We start from the raw sequence: 22,159 nt of genomic DNA on the forward strand, positions 1-22,159 counted from the left end.
ACCGCCTGGCGGTTCCCTACCAGGACAGCGGCGCGTGAGTCCGCGGCAAACGCCAACGGTTCAGGCATCGACCAGGATGAAGCAATAACCAGACCAGTGGTAAGGAAAACGCGGATCACGGGCACTTGAGCGGTTTCCCCGGAAGAAAAATGTCCACAGAATCTGTGGATAAGCATGTGGGCTTGCCTGACAAAAAGGACTCATACCATTGATCAGCAAAGACATTTATGGAATGCCCAGAGCTTTTCCAGCCGCGCGCGAAAAAGGTGCAAGACCCCGTTCGCGATGCCCGCGGCTGTGGCATGGGTTGTCAGAAATATCGCGCGTTCACGACGAAATGGACGCCGATGGCTGCAAAATAACCAAGAAGGATCACCGGGCACCATTTCAGATGGCTGCTGAAGCTGTATTGCCCTTTGCTCATCCCGAGCAATGCAATGCCCGGTGCCGACCCGATGGCCAGCAGGCTGCCGCCCACCCCCAGCGTCAGCGTCACCAGCAGCCACTGCCCTTCGGGCAGAGCGGGGCGCATGCTCAGGACGGCGAACATCAGGGTCCCATTATCGACGAAGGCGGACGAAAGACCGATCAGCACGTTCGCAAGCGTAGCGCTGTGCTGGCCGTACAGCCAGGCCGATACGGCGTCCAGATAGCCGATGAAACCGAGCCCGCCTATGCCCACCATCGCACCGTAAAAAAACAGGAGCGTGTCCCATTCCAGCCTCCCCACTTTTTCGAAGATGTCGAAATGCTGCGTTTCCAGGATGCCGCTGGGCATATCGGGCTCATTCGGGGAGGGCTTCGCTCCTCTCAGGCTCGGGCCGCTCCGGGCTTCAGTCTTGTGCAGATAAAACGTGAAGAACTGCAACAGCGACAGGCCGGCCATCATCCCGGCGGCCGGCGGCAGGTGCAGGTACATGTCTGAAAACACGGCCAACCCGATGGTGACGCCGAACAGGAATATGACCCGCCCGGCCCCCCGCTGCACCGCGATGCGTTCCGCTTCGACCTGGGGCCTGTCCCTGGGCACCGCGAGGTGCATGGCGAGCGCGGGCACCAGGAAATTCACCAGGCAGGGAACGAACAGGGTGAAGAACTGCGTGAACTCCAGCATCCCCTTCTGCCAGACGAACAGGGTGGAGATGCCGCCCAGCGGGCTGAACGAACCGCCGGCATTGGTGGCCACCACGATATTGATGCAAGCCAGCGAAACGAAACGGGGACTGTTCCGTCCCACCGCGACCACGACCACGCCCATGAGCAACCCGGCGGTCAGGCCATTGACCACGCAGGAGATGAAAAACACCAGGGTTCCGGTGACCCAGAACAAGGCCCGGTAGCCCAGCCGCAGCCTCACCAACGCGATCCGCAAGGCGTTGAAGACACCCATGTCCTCCATGGCGTTCAGATAGGTCATGGACACCATGATGAACAGCAGCAGTTCGATATAGGCGAGGAGATTCGAGGCGAACGCCGTCACCGCCGCATCGACCTGCCCGTGCTGCCGGTAAACGAGGGAAATGGCGAACCAGACCAGGGCGGCACCGAGGAGCATGGGCTTGGATTTCCGCAGATGCGTGACTTCCTCCAGCATGGCCGCGGCGTAGGCCGACACCATCACGACCAGCGAGAAATACCCTGCCCAGTGGTGAGTCAGATCCAAGGGCACCGGCGATGTCTCCGCATCTCCCAAGGCGGCCGATGGAAGCCCGACAAGCAGACCCAACAACGGCAAGGCCGATTTCTTCGCGAGCGGATTCATTCGATGTCCTATTTCAAAAAGGCAGTGCAGTGTAAGGGAATATCCTGGAACAACAGCGCTCCGTTGCCGACGAGGCTGTCGGCATCAGAAAGTCACAGTCACGTCGGCGGAAAACAGGAATTGGTCCGAGCGCTTCCCTGCATCGAAAATCTTGATGTTGTCCGACCAGTCGTAGCGGGCATTGGGACGCAGGATGACCCAGTTCAGGGGCTTCCAGTTCAAGCCCACCGTCAGCGCGTAATACCCGCTGCCCTGAAACGGATAGACGGTGGAAAAATCGGGGTTGCAGGCGTAGGGCCGCGCGGCGCCGGCGCCGTTGATGTTCACGCTCCCGCTGCAGCGCGGCGGACCGGACACGCGGAAGCCGTTGTTGTCACGCCACCATTCGGCGCGGAGCCCCGCCGACCAGTGCTCCTCGAACTCATAGGTCAGCCACTGGGCGATACCGTACCACTGGGCGTTTTCCAGCTTTCCGCCGTTGCGGGCGTAATTGGCGGTCTGCACCTGATCCGCGAAACCGTGGGTGTGTTCGATCACATAATGCAATTTGTTATCCAAAAAACTCGTCTTGCCCACCAAGCTGTATACCGCCCAGAGGTCGCCGAACTGTTCGGAACGCCCCCCTGCCATCGACGTCAGGCTGAGCGAATCGCTCTTGTCGTCGCTGGTCCAGACCGCTCCGCCCAGGAAATCCCAGTTTCCGAGCTGCTGGTCCCAGGAACCGTCACCGCCACCGGTGGCGCTGCCGGTGACCGCGCCGGCCGACACCTCCCAGTTGGCATCGATCACGTAATTACCGAGAACGCCGGTGTGCGTGAATGGATTGAACTGAAAGGTATAAGGCTTGGTGATGAAAAAGTTGTCCGGCGCCGTGACCATTTCGTACCCCAGCGGAGTATAGAAATGCCCGGCTTTGACGCCGAGGCCGTTGCCCACCGGCACGTTGAATTCGGCATAGGCCTGGGGCAGAGCGATCCCGTAGAAGCGGTCCGACCAGCTCGAAAGATGGAGGTCCCAATGTCCCCGATTCAGCGGCCGGCCCGTTCTCGGGTCGACATAGGGGATGCCGTAGGCCTGGGTGAAGATCGCATCGGTACCGTACATGAAGTCGACGCGGCCGCCGGCGTCCCAGTCGTCCGGACTGGCCGCGACGGCTCGCTCAAGATACAGATAGAACTGGTTCATCTGAAGTTCGCCCGCGCGGTCGTTGAACGAAACGGGACCGTTGAAATTGTCCGCCGGTCTGCTTGGGTTATAGGTCACGCTGGTATTAACCCATCCACCCAAATGGATACCGGCGTGCCGCAGCCAGGTGCTGCCGTTGACGTCTGCGCCGAGATAATCCAACAGGCCCGACGCGGTATCCGCTGCTGATGCGAGGGAATGGGCGAGGACCAAGCTTATTTTGAGAGCGGATCTGCGGATAACGGGAAACAGCCTCGCCGGCACCAGAGCCATTCGCTTGTCCGATGAAAAAAAGAGGGCAGTGTAGCTACGCGGAGATAAAAAGTGCGTAAAAGACTCTTGCGTTACCGGATTCCCCTGCCCCCGACTTCCACACATGGCAAGTGCACATCGCACCAAGCCGGACGCTTGCCACGAATATTAACTATCATGTTATCAGTCACTTACGTTATTCTGCGTGAAGAGGCTTCGGTACCCACCAGCATGCCTTGCCTGGCGCCGTCCCAATTTTCGCCCAGTTCTGCCAGCGACCTGATGGCGAACACGCCCTCGGGTTTGGATACCGCGGCACGCTGCAACAGCACCGCCCCAAAGCCGGCCTCCAGGGAAGCCCAATAATCCTCCGGCAGCGAATCCCCCACGTGGACGATGGCGGCCGGATCGGCCCCGACGCGACGCGCCACTTCGCCGAAGAAGCGGACGTCGGGTTTGCTCGCGCCGAGTTTCTCCGAATAGAACAAGGCATCGAACAGTGGATGAATTTCGCTCCGCGAAAGGTCGGTATTGCCGTTTGAGGCTGCGACCAGCCCGACGCCGGCGTCCTTCAGCCATCGAAGCGTCGGCAGGACGTCTTCATATAAATGGTGGTGAGTCGCACGGTAACCCGACCACACCCGCCAGAGCGCATCAATGTGGCGGTCGGGATCGGCGCCAAAGCCGGCGAGCGCTCGGCGGAACGATTCGCGCCGTATCGTTTCGAGCCGTGCGCTCCGGTATTCCGACTCGGCCGCCACGCCGTTACGGAACGCCTGCAGCTCATCGAACGAGGCACCGGCCCCGGTGAGCGATTCCAACGCGTTGCCGACCTCCCGCAGCGCGCCGCGCAGCACCGCCAGGAAATCGACCAGAGTGCCGTCGATGTCAAAGCTCACCACTTCTGGCAGGCCGGCTTTCATCAGCCGTCCCGCCGCATCAGGCTGAAACTCTGCGCCGAAGGACCCCGGTCCGGCTGGGTTGCCAGGAACAGCGCCAACGGCACGACGTCTTCCGGCGCCTTGATCCACTCGCTGTCGCCGAAGGTGGCAAGCCCACCCGGCGCGGTGTTCATGGCGGTATCCACCGGCCCCGGCACCAGTTCGTTGACGCTGATGTTGTCGTCCCACAGCTCCTGGGCCAGCACCCGCGTCAGCATCCATAGGCCCGCCTTGGAACAGGAGTAGGCCGAGCTGCCAGGCTTACCGCGGTGGCCCATGCCTGAGCCGAGGGTGATGATCTTGCCCGCGCCGCGCCGCTTCAGATGAGGAATGGCGGCCCGCGCGCAATGGTAGGCACCGATCAGATTGACGTTGACGACCTCGTGCCACTGCTCCGCGTCGCCCGCCTCGACCGGGACGCGGCCGGGCGAGATCCCCGCGTTGATGACCACAATGTCCAGTCCGCCGAAATGCGCCGCCACGGTCGAGACCAAGTGTTCGACGGCAGCCGGTCGAGTCACGTCGGTCGGTACGGCGAGAGCGTTGCCGCCGCGCTTGACGATGGTTTCTACGGTGTCGGCGATCTCGCCCGGCGAGCGCGCGGCACAGCCGACCGCTGCACCGGCTTCGGCATAGGCCAGGGCGATCGCGCGGCCGATCCCGCGCCCGGCTCCGGTGACGATGGCGACTTTGTGTTCGAGGGATTGCGGATTCATGGGGCTTCCAGGTTGTAGATCAGGGGACGGAGTCGGCGCAAGCAGTCCGCATGCCAGGGCAAAACGGTCCATTGCCCATGCGAACGGTGGTTTCTTGCGCGTGGACACGCAGCACCGAAGCAATTCTTGTTGCCCTGCCAGCAGAAAACCCGCCGCGATGTCCGGAAAACCGCGGTAAACCCGACTGGCACGCACCGTGCGACGCCTGCAATTCCACCACTTTCTCGGATTTCACACCCATGGTCCAGTCCGACGCCACGGAGCCCGTCGCTCAGTCCTCGAAAGATTTCATGCTGCTGGCGGCCCTGAACGGCAGCATCGTCGGCCTCGTCACCGTCGCCGCGCCGCTGTTCGCGATGTCGCTGAATGCCTCGACTTTCGAGATCGGCATGGCCACCGGCGTCCTGCTCCTGGGGATAGGCCTTATGAGCATTCCGATCGGCATGGCCATCGACCGCTTCGGCGCGAAGCGGGTGTTCGCCGCCGGCAGCGCGCTGGGGGCCTTGGCCTTCTTCCTGGTGTCCCGCGCCACCACGCCGGGCGGGCTGATCCTGGCCACGGCCCTGGCCAGTCCCGCCGTACCCATGCACTTCCTTTCCATCCAGAGCGATTTCTTCCATCACCTCAACGTCGCCGGCAACCGCAAGGCGGGCTGGATGCGCGCTATGCAGATGGGCGGCTCGGCTGCGGTCGGCCCCTTGCTCGCCAGCGTGCTGATCCGTTACCTGGATTACCCGGCGATCTACGTCCTGGTCGCCGCGTCTTTCGCCTCGATGCTGCTGCTCGGCCGGAAGGTCCTCACCGGCCGCGCCGACGCCCTCGCCCGCCGTTCCGCCCATCACGGCCGGCCGGTGTGGGAACAGCTCAAAGCGCTGTTCGGCCACCGAGAGATCGCCGAGACCAGCCTGATCGCCTTCGCCTCCTACGGCGCGTCGACCTTCTACAGCGCGTTCATCCTGGTCATCGCCATAGAACAGTTCCGGGTTTCCGAAGAAGCGGCGGCGCCGCTGATTTCTGCTCAGGGCGTCAGCTATATCGGGGCCCTGCTGTTCCTCGGCGGGGCACTGGACACTTTGGGCCAGCGCCGTTATTACCGCAGCGCCTACGCCATCGCGGTACTGGGGCTCCTGCTGCTCGGATTCGCCGGCAGCCTTGCCGGCCTGTGGCTGGGTGCCGTGGTGCTCGGCCTGGGGCTCGGCATGGTCGCCGTCGCCAACGTCGTCCGTCAGGCCGCCGTCGCCGCCCAGCTCGGCGGGGGCAACGTGTCCGGCGCGGGCAATCCTCCGGCCGCCCTCGGCGCCTGGGTCGGCGCCCTCATCGGCGGCGCGCTCGGCGACTGGATCGGGCTGCAGAACGTCTTCCTGGTCTTCATCGCCAGCTTCGCGGCGCTTTCCTGGTTCGAATTACCGCGCCATGTTCAGACCCGGATCGGCGGCGGCCTCGCGCGGCTTCGAGATATTCCGGCCCCCGCGTTCCGGCGCCTGAGCGCAGCGGCCATCGACACGGTCCGCAAGCTGGCCGCCAGAACCGCATAGACCATCGTCCCCTGTCCTGAGGAAATACCCATGAGAATCTTTGTAGTCCTGTTGAGCCTGTCCCTGCTCTGGCCATCCGCACGGGCCGCGGACACCCACAAGCCCGCCGTCATCCGCATGGGCGTGGCCGCCACCGGAGTCGGCGGCCGGCCCTTCGTCGGCGGCGGAATTTTCTCCATCGCTCATGTCAACCAATACCTCGAAAAGGAATTCGAGAAGGACGGCATCAAGATCGAATGGCAGTTCTTCAAGAACGCGGGGCCCGCGGTGAACGAAGCCTATTCCGCCGGCCAGCTCGATTTCGCCTGGCAGGGCGACCTGCCCCAGCTCATCGGCCGGGCCGGCGGCCTCAAGGTCAAGTTCATCCTCGGCGGAGGCCGCCGCGGCAATCTGTATCTCGCCGCCCGCAAGGATTCCACCGCCAATGCCATCGAAGACATCAAGGGCCGCAAAGTGGGCCTGCACAAGGGCACCTGCCTGCAGCTCGGCGTCGCCCGCCTCCTGGCCGACCACGGACTCAAGGAAAAGGACCTGAAGATCTACAACATGGACTACCTGACCTCGGCCACCGCCCTCGGCAACGGCGAGCTGGAACTCACCTTCGGCCTGTACAACCTGTATTTCCTGCGCGACCAGGGCCTGGCCAAGCTGATCTACACCGGCAAGGACGATGGCGGCAAATACGGCTGCGCCGGCGGATTCACGGTGACCGAAGCCTTCGCCGCCCAGTACCCCGCCATCACCCAGCGCGTGGTCAACACCCTGGTCAAGGCCGCCCAGTGGACCGCGGAGGAGCCGAACCGGGAGCAGGTCTACGAAATTTGGGCCAAGTCCGGCATCCCCTTGCAGCACTTCAAGGAAGACTGGGACGGCCAGGACTGGAAGCAGAAACTCTCGCCGCTGATCGACGACTATCTGGTGAACAGCTACCGCACCTCCTTCGAAGACGCCAAAAAATTCGGCCTGGTGCGCGGCAAGTTCGACTACGGCGGCTATTTCGACCGCAGCTACCTGGACAAGGCGCTGGCCGAACTCAAGCTGCAGGGCTGTTGGAAAGAAGAAGACGCGGCCGGGAGACCCAAGCCCTGAAGATTGCGCCGCCGGTCAGGAGCGGAATGCGATTTTCATGACGAGGATCGCCGCCACCAGCACCAGCGAAACCGAGTTGGCCAGGATGATGGGCACAGCGTGGATCATGATCCCGTAAACCAGCCACAGCAGCACCCCGGCCGCGAAGATCGAGAACATGCCGAAAGAAATGTCCTCGGCCGACCGGGATTTCCAGAGCTTCCACACCTGCGGCACGAACGACACCGTGGTCAGTGTCCCGGCCAGCGAGCCGAGCAAGTCTTGAGGTTCCATGAGCGCTTCGGGAAAGAGGGGGCAAGAAGGCAATGCCGTTGAGTTAAGCCGTCATTCCGGCATGGATTGCCGGACCAATCCGCCGGGAGCGGATTGGCACCGGCCCGCAGGGTGCCGGGCAGGACAGCCCGGCGTGAATCCAAGGCACAGGGACGTGTTAGGCCTCGACCCTCCTTGGTTCCAGGACCCCGGCATTCCTTGCCGGGGTGACGAGGCAACCCTTAACAACACTGCGCAAGAGCGTCGGTATGCTACCAGAAACTTTCGGCTCGGCTGAGGATGGACATTGATAACAGCGCATACGGTCCCACGATCTCAAGGCTCGTCTTCGCGTTTCCGTGCTGGTTGAGCCAGGGCCGCCGCGAGCGCGTCCAATCGCTTTTCCATGGCCTCGATTCTGCGGTAAGTCTGGATCGTCACCTCGTAATCCAGCTCGGCACGCATGTCGGCATAGGCACTCTGCCGGTTCTGGCTGATCAGGACGAAGCTGCCGATCAGTATCGCCTCGATCGCCAGGATGATGCCGAGCAAGCCGTAGGGATATTCATCGAAGGTATGGAAGAACGCCAGCATCCCCGAATTGGCCAGTATCCACACGGCAAACCATAGCAGGTGGATGGTGAGGAAGTGCGGATGTCCGGTGAAGCGAGTCACGCGATCCGCCAGTTTTTCAAACCGGCTGCGGTGGGCTTTGAGTTCCTCCAGGACGTAGCGAAACTCCCCCAGCGCCTTGTGGCAGACCTGGTTGATGCAGAAGACGGCATCGGCCGGGTTCGCCGTGCCGCATCCCGGACAGATCAGGACGCTGTCGCCCGGCTGCGGCGGTGATTGCCGGCCGTCCGTCAGGTTGGATTCCACACCGCACATAGTCTGGGGATCGATCGTCGCCATCTGGGTCTCCTGAGCCGGTACTGGGGGAAGGATAACGCCGAAGCGTCTCACGGATGTTATCCCAACGGCGCCGTCGCTTCAGCAGAGATCGAACCCTATCCCAAAAAGGGCAACATCATCACACACCCGCTGTGTCGAGCTCCGTCAGCGGACGGCGTCCGATCACCTGGAACACCTGGGCAGTACTCTGGATGGACCGCGGATCGGCCTCGTGTCCCGCCAGGTCGCCAAGCAAGCGGTCGATTTCCTCGCGGCAAGTCAGCCCCACCGCAATCGCGGACTCGGCGATATTCGAGAGTGTGATCCGCGCGACCGTCTTGCCCTCGCCTTGCCGGAAAACGGGCATGGAAACCGCAACCTCCACGTCTTCGAGGCCGGCGTCGATCAGCAATGCGGGAAGACGCGGCCCGATGCCCGGATCGGCGCCCCGAGCGAGCGCGGTGGCGGTGTACAGCTCGACGTAGCGCCGGAACGCCGCGCTCGGCGGCCAGTGGACATGGGCGGAGATGTCGATGTCCTCAACCACGACCCGGCTGAACGGGCGGACAGCCCTGCACATCCGCCGGAGCGCATCGCGAGGATCGGGGAGGTGAGAAAGAAGGAAGCGCGCGTAAACGAGGTCGAAAGCGCCATCTTCGTCGACTTCTTCGATGCGGCCTTGCCGCCACTCAATTGGGAGGCCACTGCCTTCGGAAGCCCTCTTCGCCTCCGCTAGCACGCCGGCATCCATGTCGATCCCCACGACCCGCCCGTTGGCGCCGGCGACCCGCGCGATCTCGAGCGTCATGTCCCCGCTTCCGCAGCCGAGATCCAGCACGTCCATTCCGGGCGCCAAGCCGGCTCGCCCCAGAACCGCAAGGCTCGCTGGCCACATGACGCGGCCGAGCACGTGCAGCCGCTCTGCCCCGGATTCGCCGCCGCGGATGATGTAGTGCGATTCGTTCGCCATACGCCGTATCGGTTTTCGCCCAGTGTGCCGGAGGAGTTTACAAAGTTCCCGAGCCGCCGTCCGGAAATCAGGATGGATTTAGCTGAAGGAGGGATGTCATCCATTGTGCTTCGTCACCTGGGATCGCCTGTACACGGACTGCCCGCACATCCTTCAGGCGTCGACACGCATCCTCCGTCCGGAGTTGGCGAATGTAGCAATCCTCGGCCGGGTTCAGCCTCTCGACGAGACGATCCGCCGGCTGTGAGAACGGGGTCGAGTCTAGCGTTATTTTCCCGAGCCTCATCGGATGACCCGCTCAAGCAAGACCTGACCCCACAGACCTGGAGAAATAATATGATGAAACAACCCAAAAACACGATTTGCCTTTGGTATGACGGCGGTGCCGAAGAGGCGGCGCGCTTTTACGCGCAGACCTTTCCCGACTCATCCGTTGGTGCGGTACTTCGCGCACCGGGCGACTTCCCATCCGGGAAGCAAGGGGATGTTTTGACGGTCGAGTTCACCGTCGTGGGAATTCCCTGTCTCGGACTCAATGGCGGCCCCATCTTTAAGCACAGCGAAGCATTCTCCTTCCAGGTCGCAACCTCTGACCAGGCAGAGACCGATCGTTACTGAGACGCGATCGTGGGCAACGGTGGCGAAGAGAGTGTGTGCGGCTGGTGCAAAGACAAATGGGGTCGCTCCTGGCAGATTACCCCACGGGCTCTGACAGAAGCGATAGCCGACCCCGACCGCGCCGCTGTCAAGCGGGCGTTCGATGCCATGATGCAGATGAGAAAGATCGACATCGCGGCGATCGAAGCGGCGCGACGTGGTTGAAGCGGGGAGTGGGCAATAGTACATCACTGTCGTTCGGACCCCGGCGCTCGCCAAAGCGCGCAGCGAATCCTGCCGAGGCGGCGGATGGCTTTTCTTGCTTAACGTTTACTGCCTGCGCACCACAGGTTTAGCGCACGCTCCACGGGCTAACCGCAGGTGCTGGCGAAGTTGTAGGTGATGGCGGCGATGCTTGCACCTTGGGGGTCTCGAAACACGCAGAACCGGCCGACGGAGGGGATATCGGTCGGCGGCACGCAGATTTGCGCACCGAGTTCTTCGGCTTTTTTCGCGGTGGCATCCACGTCCTCCACGGTGACATAGGTGCCCCATTGCGGGGCCATGCCTTCCGCTTGGGCCGGTATCGTCATGATGCCGCCGACGGGATTTCCGACTGCTTTGAGCATGGTATAAGGCATGCCAGCGGGATTGACTTCTTCCATCTCCCATCCAAACAGAACACCGTAAAACCGCTTCGCGGCTTCGGCGTCGGAGGTAAGCAGTTCGCACCAGCTGAACGCACCGTGTTGCTGACATTTGTCGGTCATGATGTCGTTCCCGAGTGATCTGTCGAATTAGGGTGGCTAAGCGATTGTTTGTGTAACGTAAGCTTTTGAACTCTGGCACACCGTTTGGCGGGGTGCAAGGCTCGCAGATCTTCCAATCTTCATTATGGACGGTGCTTGAGTCCGGACTCATGTATCATATGAATCTTCATTACGTCTCACATGGTCAATCGAGGATTCGATTCTATGGCAGCCACAGTCCATGAAGTAGCGAGTCTGCTCGGCTTTTCGGAGAGCGCAAGCCGGAGCATGTCGCCGATCCAACTGATCCATCTCATCGAGGACGGATTGCCACTTTCGGCCCTCGAACGCGTTTCCCTGCGGGTTTCTCCGCAGGACGCCAACTTCAAATACCGGATCGTCCCGCGGGCGACGCTGGCCCGCCGCCGCAAACCGGGCAAAGAGAAGTTGCAGACCGGCGAAGGCGACCGCTTAGTCCGCCTGGCCCGCGTGTGGAGTTTCGCCCAGGAAGTCTGGGGCAGTGAGGCCGATGCACGCGCCTTCTTCTTCCGCGCCCATCCCCTGTTGGAAGGCCGCCTGCCAATCGACGTGGTGCTTGCCAGCGAGTTGGGGGCGGAACTGGTGAATGGCATCTTAGGGCAGTTGAAGTACGGAACGGCCGCTTGAAGCCGCAGGTGCTGGATCGCGTGCTGAAGTGCTACCGGATCGGCGATCCGGACGGGACGTATCCCCTCTTCGATGCTACCGGGTCGAAGCTGTTTCCGGGGCGCTGGAATACCGCCGCCAGTCCCATGATCTACACCAGCGAGCATTACTCCACCGCGATGCTGGAAAAGCTGGTACACGGCAGCGGCTGCTTGCCGCCCAACCAGCATTTCATCGAAATCACCCTTGCCAACGGCGTTTCCTACGAATTCGTGACCCCCGCCCATCTTCCCCGCTGGGATGAGGCCACCTGCGCGGCCTCGCGCGAGTTCGGCGAAAAGTGGCAGCTCGAAAACCGCTCCTTGCTGCTGTTCGTTCCCAGCGTGGTGGCGCGGCTCGAGCGGAATGTCCTGATCAATCCGGACCATCCGGAGTTTTCCAGAATCACGGCGGACCTTGCCCAGCCTGTGTGGTGGGATTCCCGGTTGTTCTGAAAGCCGCGTCCGGAAACACCGCCTCAAGCCCAGACGAACTTCACCCCGATCCCCATCAGCAGCGTCGCCAGGATCGGCCTCAACACGCCTTCCGAAATCCTCGCGCTGACGTGGCTGCCGACGTAGATGCCGGGCAGCGAGCCGACCAGCAGGAAACCCAGCAGCGGAAAACTGACGCTGCCCATGTGCAGATAGCCGAGGCCGGCGATGGCGGTGAGAGGGATAGCGTGGGCCAGATCGGTGCCGACGATGCGGACCGCCGGCAGCTTGGGGTACAGGAACAGCAGGGCGATCGTGCCCAGCGCCCCCGCGCCCACCGAGGACAGCGTCACCAGGACGCCGATCAGGAGCCCGGTGGCGACGGTGACGGGCAGGGTCCAGGCGCCGAACCGCGGGCCGATGGCGACCGGCGACGCGGCAGCTTTGCGGGCCAGGCGGTCGTAGTAGATCATCGCCAGGCCGGTCGCCAGCGAAGCGACGCCCAACACGGTCTTGATGACCGCGGCGTTTATGCTGATATGCTCCAGGAGGTATAGCACCGCCAGGGTGGCCGGGATGCTGCCGGCCGCCATCCAGCCGACGATCCGCCATTCCACCGAACGGTGGTTGCCGTGGTGGATCAGTACGCCCCCGGTCTTGGTGATCGCGGCGAACAACAGGTCGGTGCCGATGGCGAGCCGCGGGTCGAAACCGAAGGCGAACACGAGGAGCGGCGTCATCAGCGAGCCGCCGCCGATGCCGGTCAGGCCGACGAGGAAGCCGACCACCATGCCGGCGAGGACGTACAGCGGCGCGTCGAGCGGAGAAATGTGTGTCAGGTCCATGCGAGTCGTCTCCGTCAGATCGGTTTGTAGAACACCGGCGAGGTCCAGGCCCGCTCCTGAATGGTCGGGCTGACCCGTTCGGACAGCGGCAACTGGTATTTCACCGCCCAGATCGTGGACCAACGTGGCGTGGGGATTTCCAGCACCCGGGCGTAGTAGGTCGCGGCCGCGGCGGGATCGAACTCCGGGTCTTCCCAGACCGTGGCCAGTTCGACCGCACCTACGGTGTTGGTATAAGTGGCGGTCTTGAGGTCCACGGTGCTGGCGATGGGCTCCAGCCTGCCGGTCTTCGGGTCGATCTTCCGCCCGCCGCCGCTCCAGATCACGTCGAACACCTTCTCCTGGCTCTTGCCGTCCTTGGTCCAGACCTTGACGATCTGCACCCGGTCGAGATTGCCGGCGTCCGGGTCCTTCACCGCGTCGACAATGAAGCGCGGGGCCTTGGCGCCGCCGGGACGGGCCGGCAGGTCGGCGCCCATCGGCGCGCCGCCGGCATAGGCGTCCTTGACCCAGTCGGGCCGGGCGGTCAGACCTTTTGAGTAGTCCCAGCCGCCGAACAGGCGGACTTTGATCCGGTTGCCGGAGGTCGCGAACACCTCCTTGCGCTTGATCGCATCGAAGATCGCCTCGCGGGTGTTCTGCTCGGCCCAGACACCGGTCAGGCCGGCCGCGCCGAGGATGACCGGCGCCGAGCCCGCCAGCGAATCCTGGGCGGTGAGCACGATCTTCGGGTTGCTGTCCATCAGGCCGTGCGCGCCGGGAAAGTTGTTCTCCTCGGTCGAGGTGATGCCGGAATGGAAATCGCTGGCGCCGACCAGGCCGTACTTGAACGGGTTGACCCCGGTGCGGGCGGCGATCTCCTGGCCCTTGCCGTAGCCCTGGCGGATGTAGCTGCCGTCCACCTTGCCCTTGATGTCGGTCGCCAGCAGCAGCTCCCACAGCTCGAAATTGGCGAATTCGTCGTTGGGCGAGAGCACCGGGTGGGTTTCGCTTTGGCCCTTGGCCTGGTCGACCTCAAACACCGGCTCGTTGCGCATCCGCTGTTCGGCGTATTCCTTCGAGATTGGCTTGCCGTCGGAATCCTGGTCGGCCAGCATCAGGCCGTTGCTGGCGTTGGCGTTATGGGGGATGTCCAGCGCCTCGATGCCGTTCTTGCGGCCGTTGTCGAGGAAGGTCCACAGTTCCTCCGGTCGTTGCGAGTCGATCGAAGAGAATGGCTTGGCCGGGACCTTGCCGCTGCGGTAGATCACGTTGCGGTGCAGATTCTGGAAATCCGGGAAAGAAGTCCATTCGTAGGCGATGAAGGTGGTGAACCTGCCCGGCTGGTAATACTTCTCGGCGGCGTCGATTTCGATCTGCCAGTTGCTGCGGATCTTGTCCTCCTGCAGAAACTCGGCGATCGGCTGGCCGTTGGCGATGGTCAGCGCCAGCTTGTGCACCGCGCCCCAGGCCACCTGCGGGTCCGGGTCGGTCAGCAGCTTGTGCCATTCGGTTCCGGCATAGGGACCTTTCGGGTCCAGCAGGGACCGGACTATCCCTAGATATTCGGAATGATCTGTCACGGCCAGGAAATCCAGGGGGCTGCGCCGCTGGACCTTCTGCCCCAGGTATTCCACGGCCTCGCCCTGGGCGAAGCGGTAGGAATCCTCCGGCAGGGTGTTGGTCTTCATCGCCGCCGCATCGAAGGACAGCGAAGTATGCAAGTGCAGATCGCCGAAATAGGCGTTCCTCAACGGATTGGGCGGCGGCAGCGCCTCGGCGGCCAGGGCCGGAGCGGCCACAGCCCAGGCCAGGGCCAGGGTCGATAAGTTGTAGGGTTTCATGAACGAACCTCGTGGGCTAAAAAAGGAATTCCAGGCGCTCCAGGCACCAGAACGCGGCCAGGGAGCCGATGGCGTGGGGCGCGAGCCGGGGTACCCAGCCGGCCGCGCGCGGCAGCAACAGCCTCAGTCCCTTGATGACGAGCAGCACCGCAAGCACGAACGCCACCTGCCCCGCTTCGATGCCTAAGTTGAACAGCAGCAGCGCCGCCGGAATCGCATCCTCGGGCAGCCCCACTTCAGCCAGGGCTCCGGCGAAGCCGAAGCCGTGCAGCAGGCCGAAAGCGAAGGCCACAACCCAGGGATAGCGGCGGGCGAAGCCCGGCCTCCCCCGGTACAAATGCACCAGTTCCACAGCGACATAGACGATGCTCAGCGCGATCACCGCCTCGATCGGCCGGGGCGACACCTCGACGTAGCCCAGCGCCGCCGAAGCCAGAGTGATGCTGTGGGCCAGAGTGAACGCGGTGATGGTCTTCAGCAGGTTGCGCAGGCCGTCCACCAGCAGGATCAGCCCGAACACATAGAGCAGATGGTCGATGCCCAGCCAGATGTGGGTGACGCCGAGCCGGAAGTAGTCCCCCACCGGCAGCGATGACTTGCCGGCCTGCTCGATGGTGAACCTCGCCTGTCCGGGCCTCAGCACCTGGCTCAGCGAACTGCCATCGGCGAAGTTGACGCGCAGCAGGACGTCTGTGATGGTCCGGTCCAGTCCATCGATGGCGACGGTCTGGCCGTTCAGTCCGCCCGGCGGGACCGAATGCTCCCAGCGGCGGAGCATATAGGATTCGGTGAAGGTCGCCGAAGCCGGCGGCGCGTCCAGCCAGCCCGAAGACAGATGGGGGCTGAGCGGCAGGGACAAGCGGCCCGCGGTCGGCTGCTTCCACAGCACATGCACCTGGCCGGAACGGCTTTCGCTGATTTCCAGGTAGGCCGGCCTGACTTCGTGCGCCGCCGCCGGCAGCGAAACCCAAGCCATCGAAAACAGCAGAAAAAGCTTGGCCGCACTCATTCGGTCGGCTCCAGACCGGCGTAACTCACCGCGTAGCCGCGCTTCATTTCCTCGAAACGCCTTTCGTTGCCCTCGCGGCGGGCGGCGTCCAGATACGCTTCCCTTACCTTATCCCGGATGGCGTCGAAGGGCGGCACGGAAGGCTCCTTGCGGGCGCTGACGTACACCAGATGGAGCCCGTAGCCGGATTCGACCGGCCCCGTCCATTGGCCTGGAGGCGCCGAAAACAGAGCATCGAGAATGGGCGTGCGGCCGAAGCTCTGGGCGGCTTCGTCCGGACTCAGACCGGAAAAATCGTACTGCAGCGGAAACCGGTCGCCCGCTTCGGGCGCCCGCTCGGTGCCAGCGGTCTTCAGGCTTGCGAGCGCCTGCTCCGCCCGCTTGCGGGCGCCCTCGGCGCCATCCCGGTCGGGACTGAAATAGACATGGCTGAAGCTGACCGTGGCGGGAACCCGGAAGCGCTCGGGATGTTCGGCGTAGAACTGCCGCAGACCGCTGTCCGTAGGATCGGCGATGGCCTGGAGGTCGCGCTGGAGGAAATCCAGCTTCTGGGTCAGCCGCCGCCGCACGATTTCGTCGTCCCGATCCAAGCCCATCCGGACCGCTTCGCGGAACAGCACCTCCTCCCTCACGTATTCGTCAACCAGCTTGTCCATGCGGGCTTGGGACGGGAGCGATCCGGTCTGCAGCTCGTAGAGCCTGGAGAGACGCTCGATCAGAGGCGGGTCGATCACGATTTCGCGTGCGGCATTCGCCCGATGCCGTTCCACCGCATGGGCCACGGCGAACAGGGCCGCGCCCAGGAAAAAGAACTGCAGCAAGGGTTCGTTCAGCAGACGCCCAAGCGCGGGCGCCTTCACCAAGGTTTTATTCGGCATGGATACGAGGGTTCTGATACTTACGAACCGAAATCCCAGTCAATTTCCAAGCCAACGCCGGAACCGGCGCCATTCGGCCTAACCGCTCCCGCAGAATGGTGCTGCCACAACATCGACTGCCCCAACCCTGACCGGAAACCAGCAGGCGGCCTCGGGCCCGATTTCTGCTGGCAAAGCGAAAAACATCAGGCGAGGCGAACTGCACCATGTATCCGAACGGGATTTCCGACTCCGATTTCGAAACGACACTCAACGATCCGACGGCATCCGTCGCCGTTCATCACCGGCCCGGCAACCGCACCGTGCTGATCGCATTCGGCGGTCTCATCGGCGCGATTGGATTTCCGCCCTTCGAGTTTTTCAATCTGACCCGCAAGCTGCCCGTGACCCGCATCTTCGTCCGGGACATCCGCCAGACCTGGTATCAAAGGGGTTTGCCCGGAATCGCGGACGATATCGACGGCATCGCGGCGTTTCTGCGCGAAACGGTGATCGTCCTGGGCGCCGAGCGGATCGTCGTCGTCGGCAATTCGATGGGCGGCTATGCGGCCATCATCATGGGGCTGCTGCTGGAGGCCGACGCCGTCCATGCCTTCGTGCCTCAGACCTTCATGGACCGCCGCAATGTCCGCGCCCATCGTGATGACCGCTTCTACCGCTACGCCTGCCGACTGCGCTGCGTCCGTGGCGCCCGCTATCTCGATCTCGTGCGCCTGCTGCGCAAGCGGGTACATAGCCAATGCGACATCAACGTCTATTACGCCACCGATCACACCGCGGACCGGATCCACGCCGAACGCCTGCGGGGACTGCCCACCGTCAAGTTGCATCCATTCCATAGCGGCGGGCACGAGTTGATCCGACAGCTTCGTGACGATGGCAGGCTGGCGAAGATCATCGACTGTTCGCTGCGAGGCAGCCATCCCCCAGCGCTTGCTGCTTCCTGGACAGCACTCCGATCTGAAGACGATGTTCCGTCGCCGAGGCCGCGGCATAGTGATTGCTGTCTTCGAGAAACATGACCGAATCCGCGGCGATCCCTAGGTGAAGAGATGACCTACGACACGATAGAAACGGCCCTGACCGCGATCCGCAACGGCGGTTTCGTGGTGGTGGCGGACGATGCCTCGCGCGAGAACGAGGGCGATCTGATCCTGGCGGCGGAGAAGATGACGCCCGAGCGCATGGCCTTCCTGGTCCGCCATACCAGCGGCCTGGTCTGCGTGGGGCTGGCGCCGGAGCGGGTGGAGGCCCTGCAGCTGCCGCCGATGGTGGGGAACAACTCCGATCCGTTCCGCACGGCTTTCACGGTGTCGGTGGACCTGGCCCAGGGCACCAGCACCGGGATCTCGGCCGCCGACCGCAGCGCGACCATCCGGGCCCTGGCCGATCCCGAGGCGGGACCGGCGGCGTTCGCCCGGCCGGGCCATGTGTTCCCGCTCAAGGCGAAACCGAACGGGGTGCTGGAGCGGCCGGGCCATACCGAGGCGGCGGTGGACCTGGCCCGCTTGGCGGGGCTGGCGCCGGCGGGGGCCTTGTGCGAGATCGTGAACGACGACGGCCGCATGGTGCGGGGGCCGGAGCTGGTGGCCTTCGCCCGCCGCCACTGGCTGCCGGTGATCCGCATCGCCGATCTGATCGCTTACCGGCGCCGCACCGAGCGGCTGGTGGAGCACGTGGCGGAGGCGAGATTGCCGACGCCGTACGGAACCTTCACCGCCCACGTCTACCGCTCGGTGGTGGACGGCTCCGAACACCTGGCCCTGGTCAAGGGCTGGGTGTACGGGCGGGAGAACGTGCTGGTGCGGGTGCATTCGGAATGCCTGACCGGGGACATCCTGGGTTCGTTGCGCTGCGACTGCGGCAACCAGCTGAAGATGGCGCTGGAGGCGATCGAGCAGGCGGGCAACGGGGTCCTGGTGTATCTGCGCGGCCATGAGGGCCGGGGCATCGGGTTGGCCCACAAGCTGAAGGCCTACCAGCTGCAGGACCGCGGCCGGGACACGGTGGAGGCCAATCTGGACTTAGGCCTGCCGGTGGACGCCCGCAGCTACGACGTGGGGGCGCAGATTCTCACCGACCTGGGCGTGACCACCCTGCGGCTGATGAGCAACAACCCGGCGAAGTTCACCGAGCTGGCCGGCTACCGCCTGAAGATCGTCGAGCGGGTGCCGCTGGAGCCGGCGCCGCACCCGGAGAACCTCGTTTATCTGCGCACCAAGTCGCAGAAGCTCGGCCATCTCCTCAACCTCGACGCCCTGGCCGGGGCCGGCGACGAGTGGATTCATCCGTCGGTCGGGGGATAATCCCTGCCCAACCCTCCCGAGAACGCCATGTCGAAAAATCTCGCCCTGAGCGACACGCTCTACGACTACCTCCTCGCCGTATCCCTGCGGGAACCGGAGGTCCTGAGGCAACTGCGCGATGAAACCGGCACCTACCCCAATGCGCTGATGCAGATCGCCCCCGAGCAGGGCCAGTTCATGGCGCTGCTGGTCAGACTGACCGGTGCCCGCAGGATACTCGAAGTCGGCGTATTCACCGGCTACAGCTCCACCACGCTGGCCCTCGCCCTCCCGCCCGAGGGCCGCTTGACGGCCCTGGACATCAGCGAACCCTGGACCGCGGTCGCGAAACGCTATTGGGAAAAAGCGGGCGTCACCGACAGGGTCGAATTGCGCCTGGGCCCTGCCTTGGACACGCTGGAACGGCTCATCGGCGAAGGCCGCGCCGGCAGCTACGACCTGGCCTTCATCGACGCCGACAAGGAGAATTACGACGGCTATTACGAAAAAACGCTCGAACTGCTGCGGCCCGGCGGCCTGCTGCTCATCGACAACATCTTCCGCGGCGGACAGGTCGCCGATCCGGAGATTCAGGACCCCGGCACGGCGGCGATCCGGGCGCTGAACGAGAAACTCCACACCGATCCGCGGGTCGACATCAGTCTACTATCTGTTGCCGACGGGCTGACCCTAGCCTTAAAGCATTCGTAAATTGGGCAAAACGAAGCACCGCGATCACACCGTTAGACGTCTAAAGCAGGCTGAAGCCGACATGATAGAAATCGACATTCCAGGTTTTCGAAAGCTCCATTTGGCTCACTTGGTGTCCGACTACAACGGCACCCTGGCAATAGACGGAAAACTGATTCCCGGTGTGCAGGAAGCCGTCAGCGCACTTTCATCGAACATTCGAATCCACGTCATCACTGCCGATACCTTTGGATTGGCTGCAGTCCAACTCGCTGGGCTGCCGGTCAAGCTGACCATCGCTCCTGTCGAAGCCCAAGCCGAGACCAAACTCGAATTTATCTCGCAGTTGGGGGTAGATTCCGTGGTCGCGATAGGCAACGGCCGAAACGACCGAAAAATGCTCGGCGCCGCCGTTCTAGGCATCGCCCTCATCCAAAGGGAAGGCGCATCTGCCGAAACACTGGCAAGTGCAGACATCGTGTCTCCCGGCATTCTTGAAGCCCTCGAACTGCTCCAAAACCCCAAGCGTTTGGTCGCTACGCTACGTTCGTGACCGCCTGACTCCCGCTCAAGTCGGCGCCGGATCGTCCGGCCCGGTGCGGACGCGGGGTATCGGTACGCGCCAGTCATGGACGATGGCGCCGAACCGGAGCAGCGCGATCAATCCCATGCCGGCCAGGGCCGCGGCGTCCCGGACGACGCCCAGGTTCTGCAGGGCGAGGTAGAGTACGGCGCCGACCAGCGCGGCGCTGGCGTACAAGCGGCCGGCCCGGAAGATCAAGGGCACCTCGGCGCTGAGTACGTCCCGCACGACGCCGCCTGCTACGCCGGTAATCACCCCCATCAGCGCCACGATCGTGCCGCCCGCTCCGGTCCGTTCCGCGATCTGGGCGCCGCCGATGGTGAACAAGGCCAACCCCAGTCCGTCGGCGATCAGCATGGCGCGGGGCGGAGGGTGGCGGTGGCGCACGTACAGCAGCGTCAAGCCGGTAGCGATGAAGCACTCCCATAGATAGCCGGTATCGCCGATCCAGAACATCGGATGACGCTGTAGCAGCAGATCCCGCAGGGTGCCGCCGCCCAGGGCCGTTGCCAGGGCTATGACCGCCACGCCGACCAGGTCCATGCCCTTGCGGCCGGCGCTCAGCACGCCGCTGGCGGCGAAGAACATCACGCCGGCGGTTTCGAACAAGGGCCGCGCGGCCAGAGCGCTGACGCTGAGCTCCAAATCCGGACTCGCCTTTAGGAAAACGCCAGGAACGGCGAGACCACCAGCAAGAAGCCGGTCAAGACGATGACCTGGAGCCCGAACCCCTTGTACTTGTGCAGCGCCGGCACCCGGTAGACCAGATAGGCCGGGATCAGACAGCCAACCAGGCCGAAGATGGGGCTGCAGATGGAGGTGAAGCTCAGCACCGGGGCGTTCAGCACGATGGCGCCCCAGGCCAGCAGGATGGCGGCCAGGGCGATGCCTCCATGCAGCCAGGTTTCGTCGATGCCGCCTTGGGGCAGAAAGCGCTGGAACAGGTTCGTCACCAGGCCCTGGCAGGCCTCGCGGAAACCGAGATAGACCCCGAAGAACGCCGTCACCACGGCGAAGATGTTGAGGATGACGCCGACGACGGTAGCCCAGGTGCCGGGAAAGAACTGGGCGGCGATGGCCAGCGCCGAGATGTTCTGTTCGTAGGCCTTGACCGCCTCCTCGTGCCCCATCGCCAGGGTGAACGATACGGCGTAGAAGAACACGGCGGTGAACAGCACCAGAAAGGCGATGTTCATGGCGCGCAGGGCCTTGTAGCGCGCCACTTCCGGGGACTTTTCCCTGGCCCGGAACGAAATCACCATCGGGCTCAGGGTCTGGATGAACAAAATCGAAGTCAGCGTGAACGGCAGCGTGATGACGGCGTCCTTGACCAGCTGCCCTCCCGGCGGCAGGGCGCCTACATTGTAGAGCTTCCACATGCCGATCATCGAGAAGCCGAGCGCGGCGACCACGCTCAGCTTGGTCAACACCATGAAGCTGGAAATCTTGAACAGCAGCTGTTCTCCCCGCGAGGCGATGGCCACGAGGAAGCCGATCAGCCCCAAACCGTAGAAGGGGTTCTTCGACAATAAGGTGTCGGTGACGCCGAAGGTGTAAAGATAAGACGCGCTGTCGTTGGTGATCGCCGCGGAGTAAACGAACATCCAGATGATCAGCATGACGACGTAAAGCACGCCGAGCAGGACGCCCCAGCGCTTGCCGAGATAGCCGGCGATGACGCAGGGGTAGTCCTTGCATTCGGGCGATTCCGCCAGGGTGTTGATGAACAACCGCTGGAACAGGTACATGGCCGGATAGCCGACGACGGCGGAGAGCAGGAACACCCACAAGCCCTTCAAGCCCACCTGCACCGGCAGAAACACGATGCCGGCGCCGATGGCCATGCCGATGCTCATGATGACCCAGCCGAAGTCGGCGCCGTCGAACCGGGTCGCCTCCTTCCAGGCCTCCCGGCTCAAGCCCGCCCGATAGACCGGCTCCGGAACCGCGCCGGGAAATACTGCTTCTTCAGTGACCGTTTCCATCGTC

22 protein-coding genes and 1 pseudogene are annotated in these 22,159 nt (G+C 63.5%); 9 read left to right on the forward strand and 14 right to left on the reverse strand.

From position 1 onward, the window contains the following. Positions 1-310 precede the first annotated feature (310 nt). From nhaD to OOT43_RS02550, 4 genes are all read right to left on the reverse strand, one after another. Positions 311-1,762, reverse strand: coding sequence for a sodium:proton antiporter NhaD (gene nhaD, locus OOT43_RS02535; protein WP_266023109.1), 1,452 nt, complete (start codon positions 1,760-1,762; stop codon positions 311-313). Positions 1,763-1,846: 84 nt separating this feature from the next. Next, the gene (locus OOT43_RS02540) at positions 1,847-3,160 is read right to left on the reverse strand and encodes a porin (protein WP_266023110.1); all 1,314 of its coding nucleotides are present in this window, start codon (positions 3,158-3,160) and stop codon (positions 1,847-1,849) included. Positions 3,161-3,390: 230 nt separating this feature from the next. After that, positions 3,391-4,122 carry an HAD family hydrolase gene (locus OOT43_RS02545; protein WP_266023111.1) on the reverse strand — a complete coding sequence of 244 codons (732 nt, stop codon included), beginning with the start codon at positions 4,120-4,122 and terminating at the stop codon, positions 3,391-3,393. After that, complete coding sequence (locus tag OOT43_RS02550; protein ID WP_266023112.1) at positions 4,122-4,856, reverse strand: SDR family NAD(P)-dependent oxidoreductase; 735 nt, start codon at positions 4,854-4,856, stop codon at positions 4,122-4,124. Before OOT43_RS02550 ends, OOT43_RS02545 begins: the two co-directional genes overlap by 1 nt. A gap of 239 nt (positions 4,857-5,095) precedes the next feature. Here OOT43_RS02550 and OOT43_RS02555 point away from each other — a divergent pair, with 239 nt between their 5' ends. Both OOT43_RS02555 and OOT43_RS02560 read left to right on the forward strand, forming a co-directional pair. Next, positions 5,096-6,391, forward strand: a complete 1,296-nt coding sequence (locus tag OOT43_RS02555) for an MFS transporter (RefSeq protein WP_266023113.1) — start codon at positions 5,096-5,098, stop codon at positions 6,389-6,391. Positions 6,392-6,421: 30 nt separating this feature from the next. After that, the gene (locus OOT43_RS02560; RefSeq protein WP_266023114.1) at positions 6,422-7,480 is read left to right on the forward strand and encodes an ABC transporter substrate-binding protein; all 1,059 of its coding nucleotides are present in this window, start codon (positions 6,422-6,424) and stop codon (positions 7,478-7,480) included. Positions 7,481-7,495: 15 nt separating this feature from the next. Here OOT43_RS02560 and OOT43_RS02565 read toward each other — a convergent pair whose 3' ends face one another. The 3 genes from OOT43_RS02565 to OOT43_RS02575 form a co-directional block, all read right to left on the reverse strand. Further along, the gene (locus OOT43_RS02565; RefSeq protein WP_266023115.1) at positions 7,496-7,753 is read right to left on the reverse strand and encodes a SemiSWEET transporter; all 258 of its coding nucleotides are present in this window, start codon (positions 7,751-7,753) and stop codon (positions 7,496-7,498) included. Positions 7,754-8,068: 315 nt separating this feature from the next. Beyond that, a complete protein-coding gene (locus OOT43_RS02570; protein WP_266023116.1) occupies positions 8,069-8,644 on the reverse strand; it encodes a DUF1003 domain-containing protein in 576 nt (191 codons plus the stop codon). Positions 8,645-8,762: 118 nt separating this feature from the next. Then, the gene (locus tag OOT43_RS02575) at positions 8,763-9,593 is read right to left on the reverse strand and encodes a methyltransferase domain-containing protein (protein ID WP_266023117.1); all 831 of its coding nucleotides are present in this window, start codon (positions 9,591-9,593) and stop codon (positions 8,763-8,765) included. A gap of 339 nt (positions 9,594-9,932) precedes the next feature. Between OOT43_RS02575 and OOT43_RS02580 the strand changes: the two are divergent. After that, positions 9,933-10,415 (forward strand): annotated as a pseudogene (locus tag OOT43_RS02580) (VOC family protein). Positions 10,416-10,561: 146 nt separating this feature from the next. Here the strand turns inward: OOT43_RS02580 and OOT43_RS02585 are convergent. Then, positions 10,562-10,960 carry a VOC family protein gene (locus OOT43_RS02585; RefSeq protein ID WP_266023118.1) on the reverse strand — a complete coding sequence of 133 codons (399 nt, stop codon included), beginning with the start codon at positions 10,958-10,960 and terminating at the stop codon, positions 10,562-10,564. A gap of 204 nt (positions 10,961-11,164) precedes the next feature. Between OOT43_RS02585 and OOT43_RS02590 the strand changes: the two genes are divergently transcribed. Then, positions 11,165-11,605, forward strand: a complete 441-nt coding sequence (locus OOT43_RS02590; RefSeq protein ID WP_266023120.1) for an antitoxin Xre-like helix-turn-helix domain-containing protein — start codon at positions 11,165-11,167, stop codon at positions 11,603-11,605. Next, on the forward strand, positions 11,602-12,078 hold the full coding sequence (locus tag OOT43_RS02595) for an RES family NAD+ phosphorylase (protein ID WP_266023121.1): 477 nt from the start codon (positions 11,602-11,604) through the stop codon (positions 12,076-12,078). Before OOT43_RS02590 ends, OOT43_RS02595 begins: the two co-directional genes overlap by 4 nt. Before the next feature lie 23 nt (positions 12,079-12,101). Here OOT43_RS02595 and OOT43_RS02600 read toward each other — a convergent pair whose 3' ends face one another. From OOT43_RS02600 to OOT43_RS02615, 4 genes are read right to left on the reverse strand one after another with little or no spacing between them, the layout of a single operon-like run. Beyond that, entirely contained in the window at positions 12,102-12,902 is an 801-nt protein-coding gene (locus tag OOT43_RS02600) for a sulfite exporter TauE/SafE family protein (RefSeq protein WP_266023122.1), read from the reverse strand. A gap of 14 nt (positions 12,903-12,916) precedes the next feature. After that, positions 12,917-14,725 (reverse strand): DUF3604 domain-containing protein, encoded by a 1,809-nt coding sequence (locus OOT43_RS02605; RefSeq protein ID WP_266023123.1) that lies wholly within the window; start codon positions 14,723-14,725, stop codon positions 12,917-12,919. Between the two features lie 16 nt (positions 14,726-14,741). Further along, the gene (locus tag OOT43_RS02610; RefSeq protein WP_266023124.1) at positions 14,742-15,734 is read right to left on the reverse strand and encodes a HupE/UreJ family protein; all 993 of its coding nucleotides are present in this window, start codon (positions 15,732-15,734) and stop codon (positions 14,742-14,744) included. Then, positions 15,731-16,612, reverse strand: coding sequence for a peptidylprolyl isomerase (locus OOT43_RS02615; protein ID WP_266023126.1), 882 nt, complete (start codon positions 16,610-16,612; stop codon positions 15,731-15,733). The genes OOT43_RS02610 and OOT43_RS02615 overlap by 4 nt, the downstream gene beginning before the upstream one ends. Before the next feature lie 206 nt (positions 16,613-16,818). Between OOT43_RS02615 and OOT43_RS02620 the strand changes: the two genes are divergently transcribed. The 4 genes from OOT43_RS02620 (at position 16,819) to OOT43_RS02635 (ending at position 20,140) form a co-directional block, all read left to right on the forward strand. Continuing rightward, positions 16,819-17,634, forward strand: a complete 816-nt coding sequence (locus OOT43_RS02620; protein WP_266023127.1) for an alpha/beta fold hydrolase — start codon at positions 16,819-16,821, stop codon at positions 17,632-17,634. A 30-nt stretch (positions 17,635-17,664) separates the two neighbouring features. Continuing rightward, on the forward strand, positions 17,665-18,918 hold the full coding sequence (locus tag OOT43_RS02625) for a bifunctional 3,4-dihydroxy-2-butanone-4-phosphate synthase/GTP cyclohydrolase II (RefSeq protein WP_266023128.1): 1,254 nt from the start codon (positions 17,665-17,667) through the stop codon (positions 18,916-18,918). Positions 18,919-18,945: 27 nt separating this feature from the next. Beyond that, the gene (locus OOT43_RS02630) at positions 18,946-19,608 is read left to right on the forward strand and encodes an O-methyltransferase (protein WP_266023129.1); all 663 of its coding nucleotides are present in this window, start codon (positions 18,946-18,948) and stop codon (positions 19,606-19,608) included. A 61-nt stretch (positions 19,609-19,669) separates the two neighbouring features. After that, positions 19,670-20,140: an HAD family hydrolase gene (locus OOT43_RS02635; protein WP_266023130.1), complete on the forward strand. Its 471-nt coding sequence runs from the start codon at positions 19,670-19,672 to the stop codon at positions 20,138-20,140. Between the two features lie 15 nt (positions 20,141-20,155). On the opposite strand, the gene OOT43_RS02640 is transcribed toward OOT43_RS02635, so the two are convergent. Together OOT43_RS02640 and OOT43_RS02645 are read right to left on the reverse strand one after the other, a co-directional pair. Next, positions 20,156-20,815, reverse strand: a complete 660-nt coding sequence (locus OOT43_RS02640; protein ID WP_266023131.1) for a trimeric intracellular cation channel family protein — start codon at positions 20,813-20,815, stop codon at positions 20,156-20,158. Positions 20,816-20,829: 14 nt separating this feature from the next. After that, positions 20,830-22,155 (reverse strand): SLC5/6 family protein, encoded by a 1,326-nt coding sequence (locus OOT43_RS02645; protein WP_266023132.1) that lies wholly within the window; start codon positions 22,153-22,155, stop codon positions 20,830-20,832. Positions 22,156-22,159: the final 4 nt, after the last annotated feature.

Origin of the sequence: Methylococcus mesophilus, from assembly GCF_026247885.1 — a bacterium.
Classification (GTDB): Bacteria; Pseudomonadota; Gammaproteobacteria; order Methylococcales; family Methylococcaceae; genus Methylococcus; species Methylococcus mesophilus.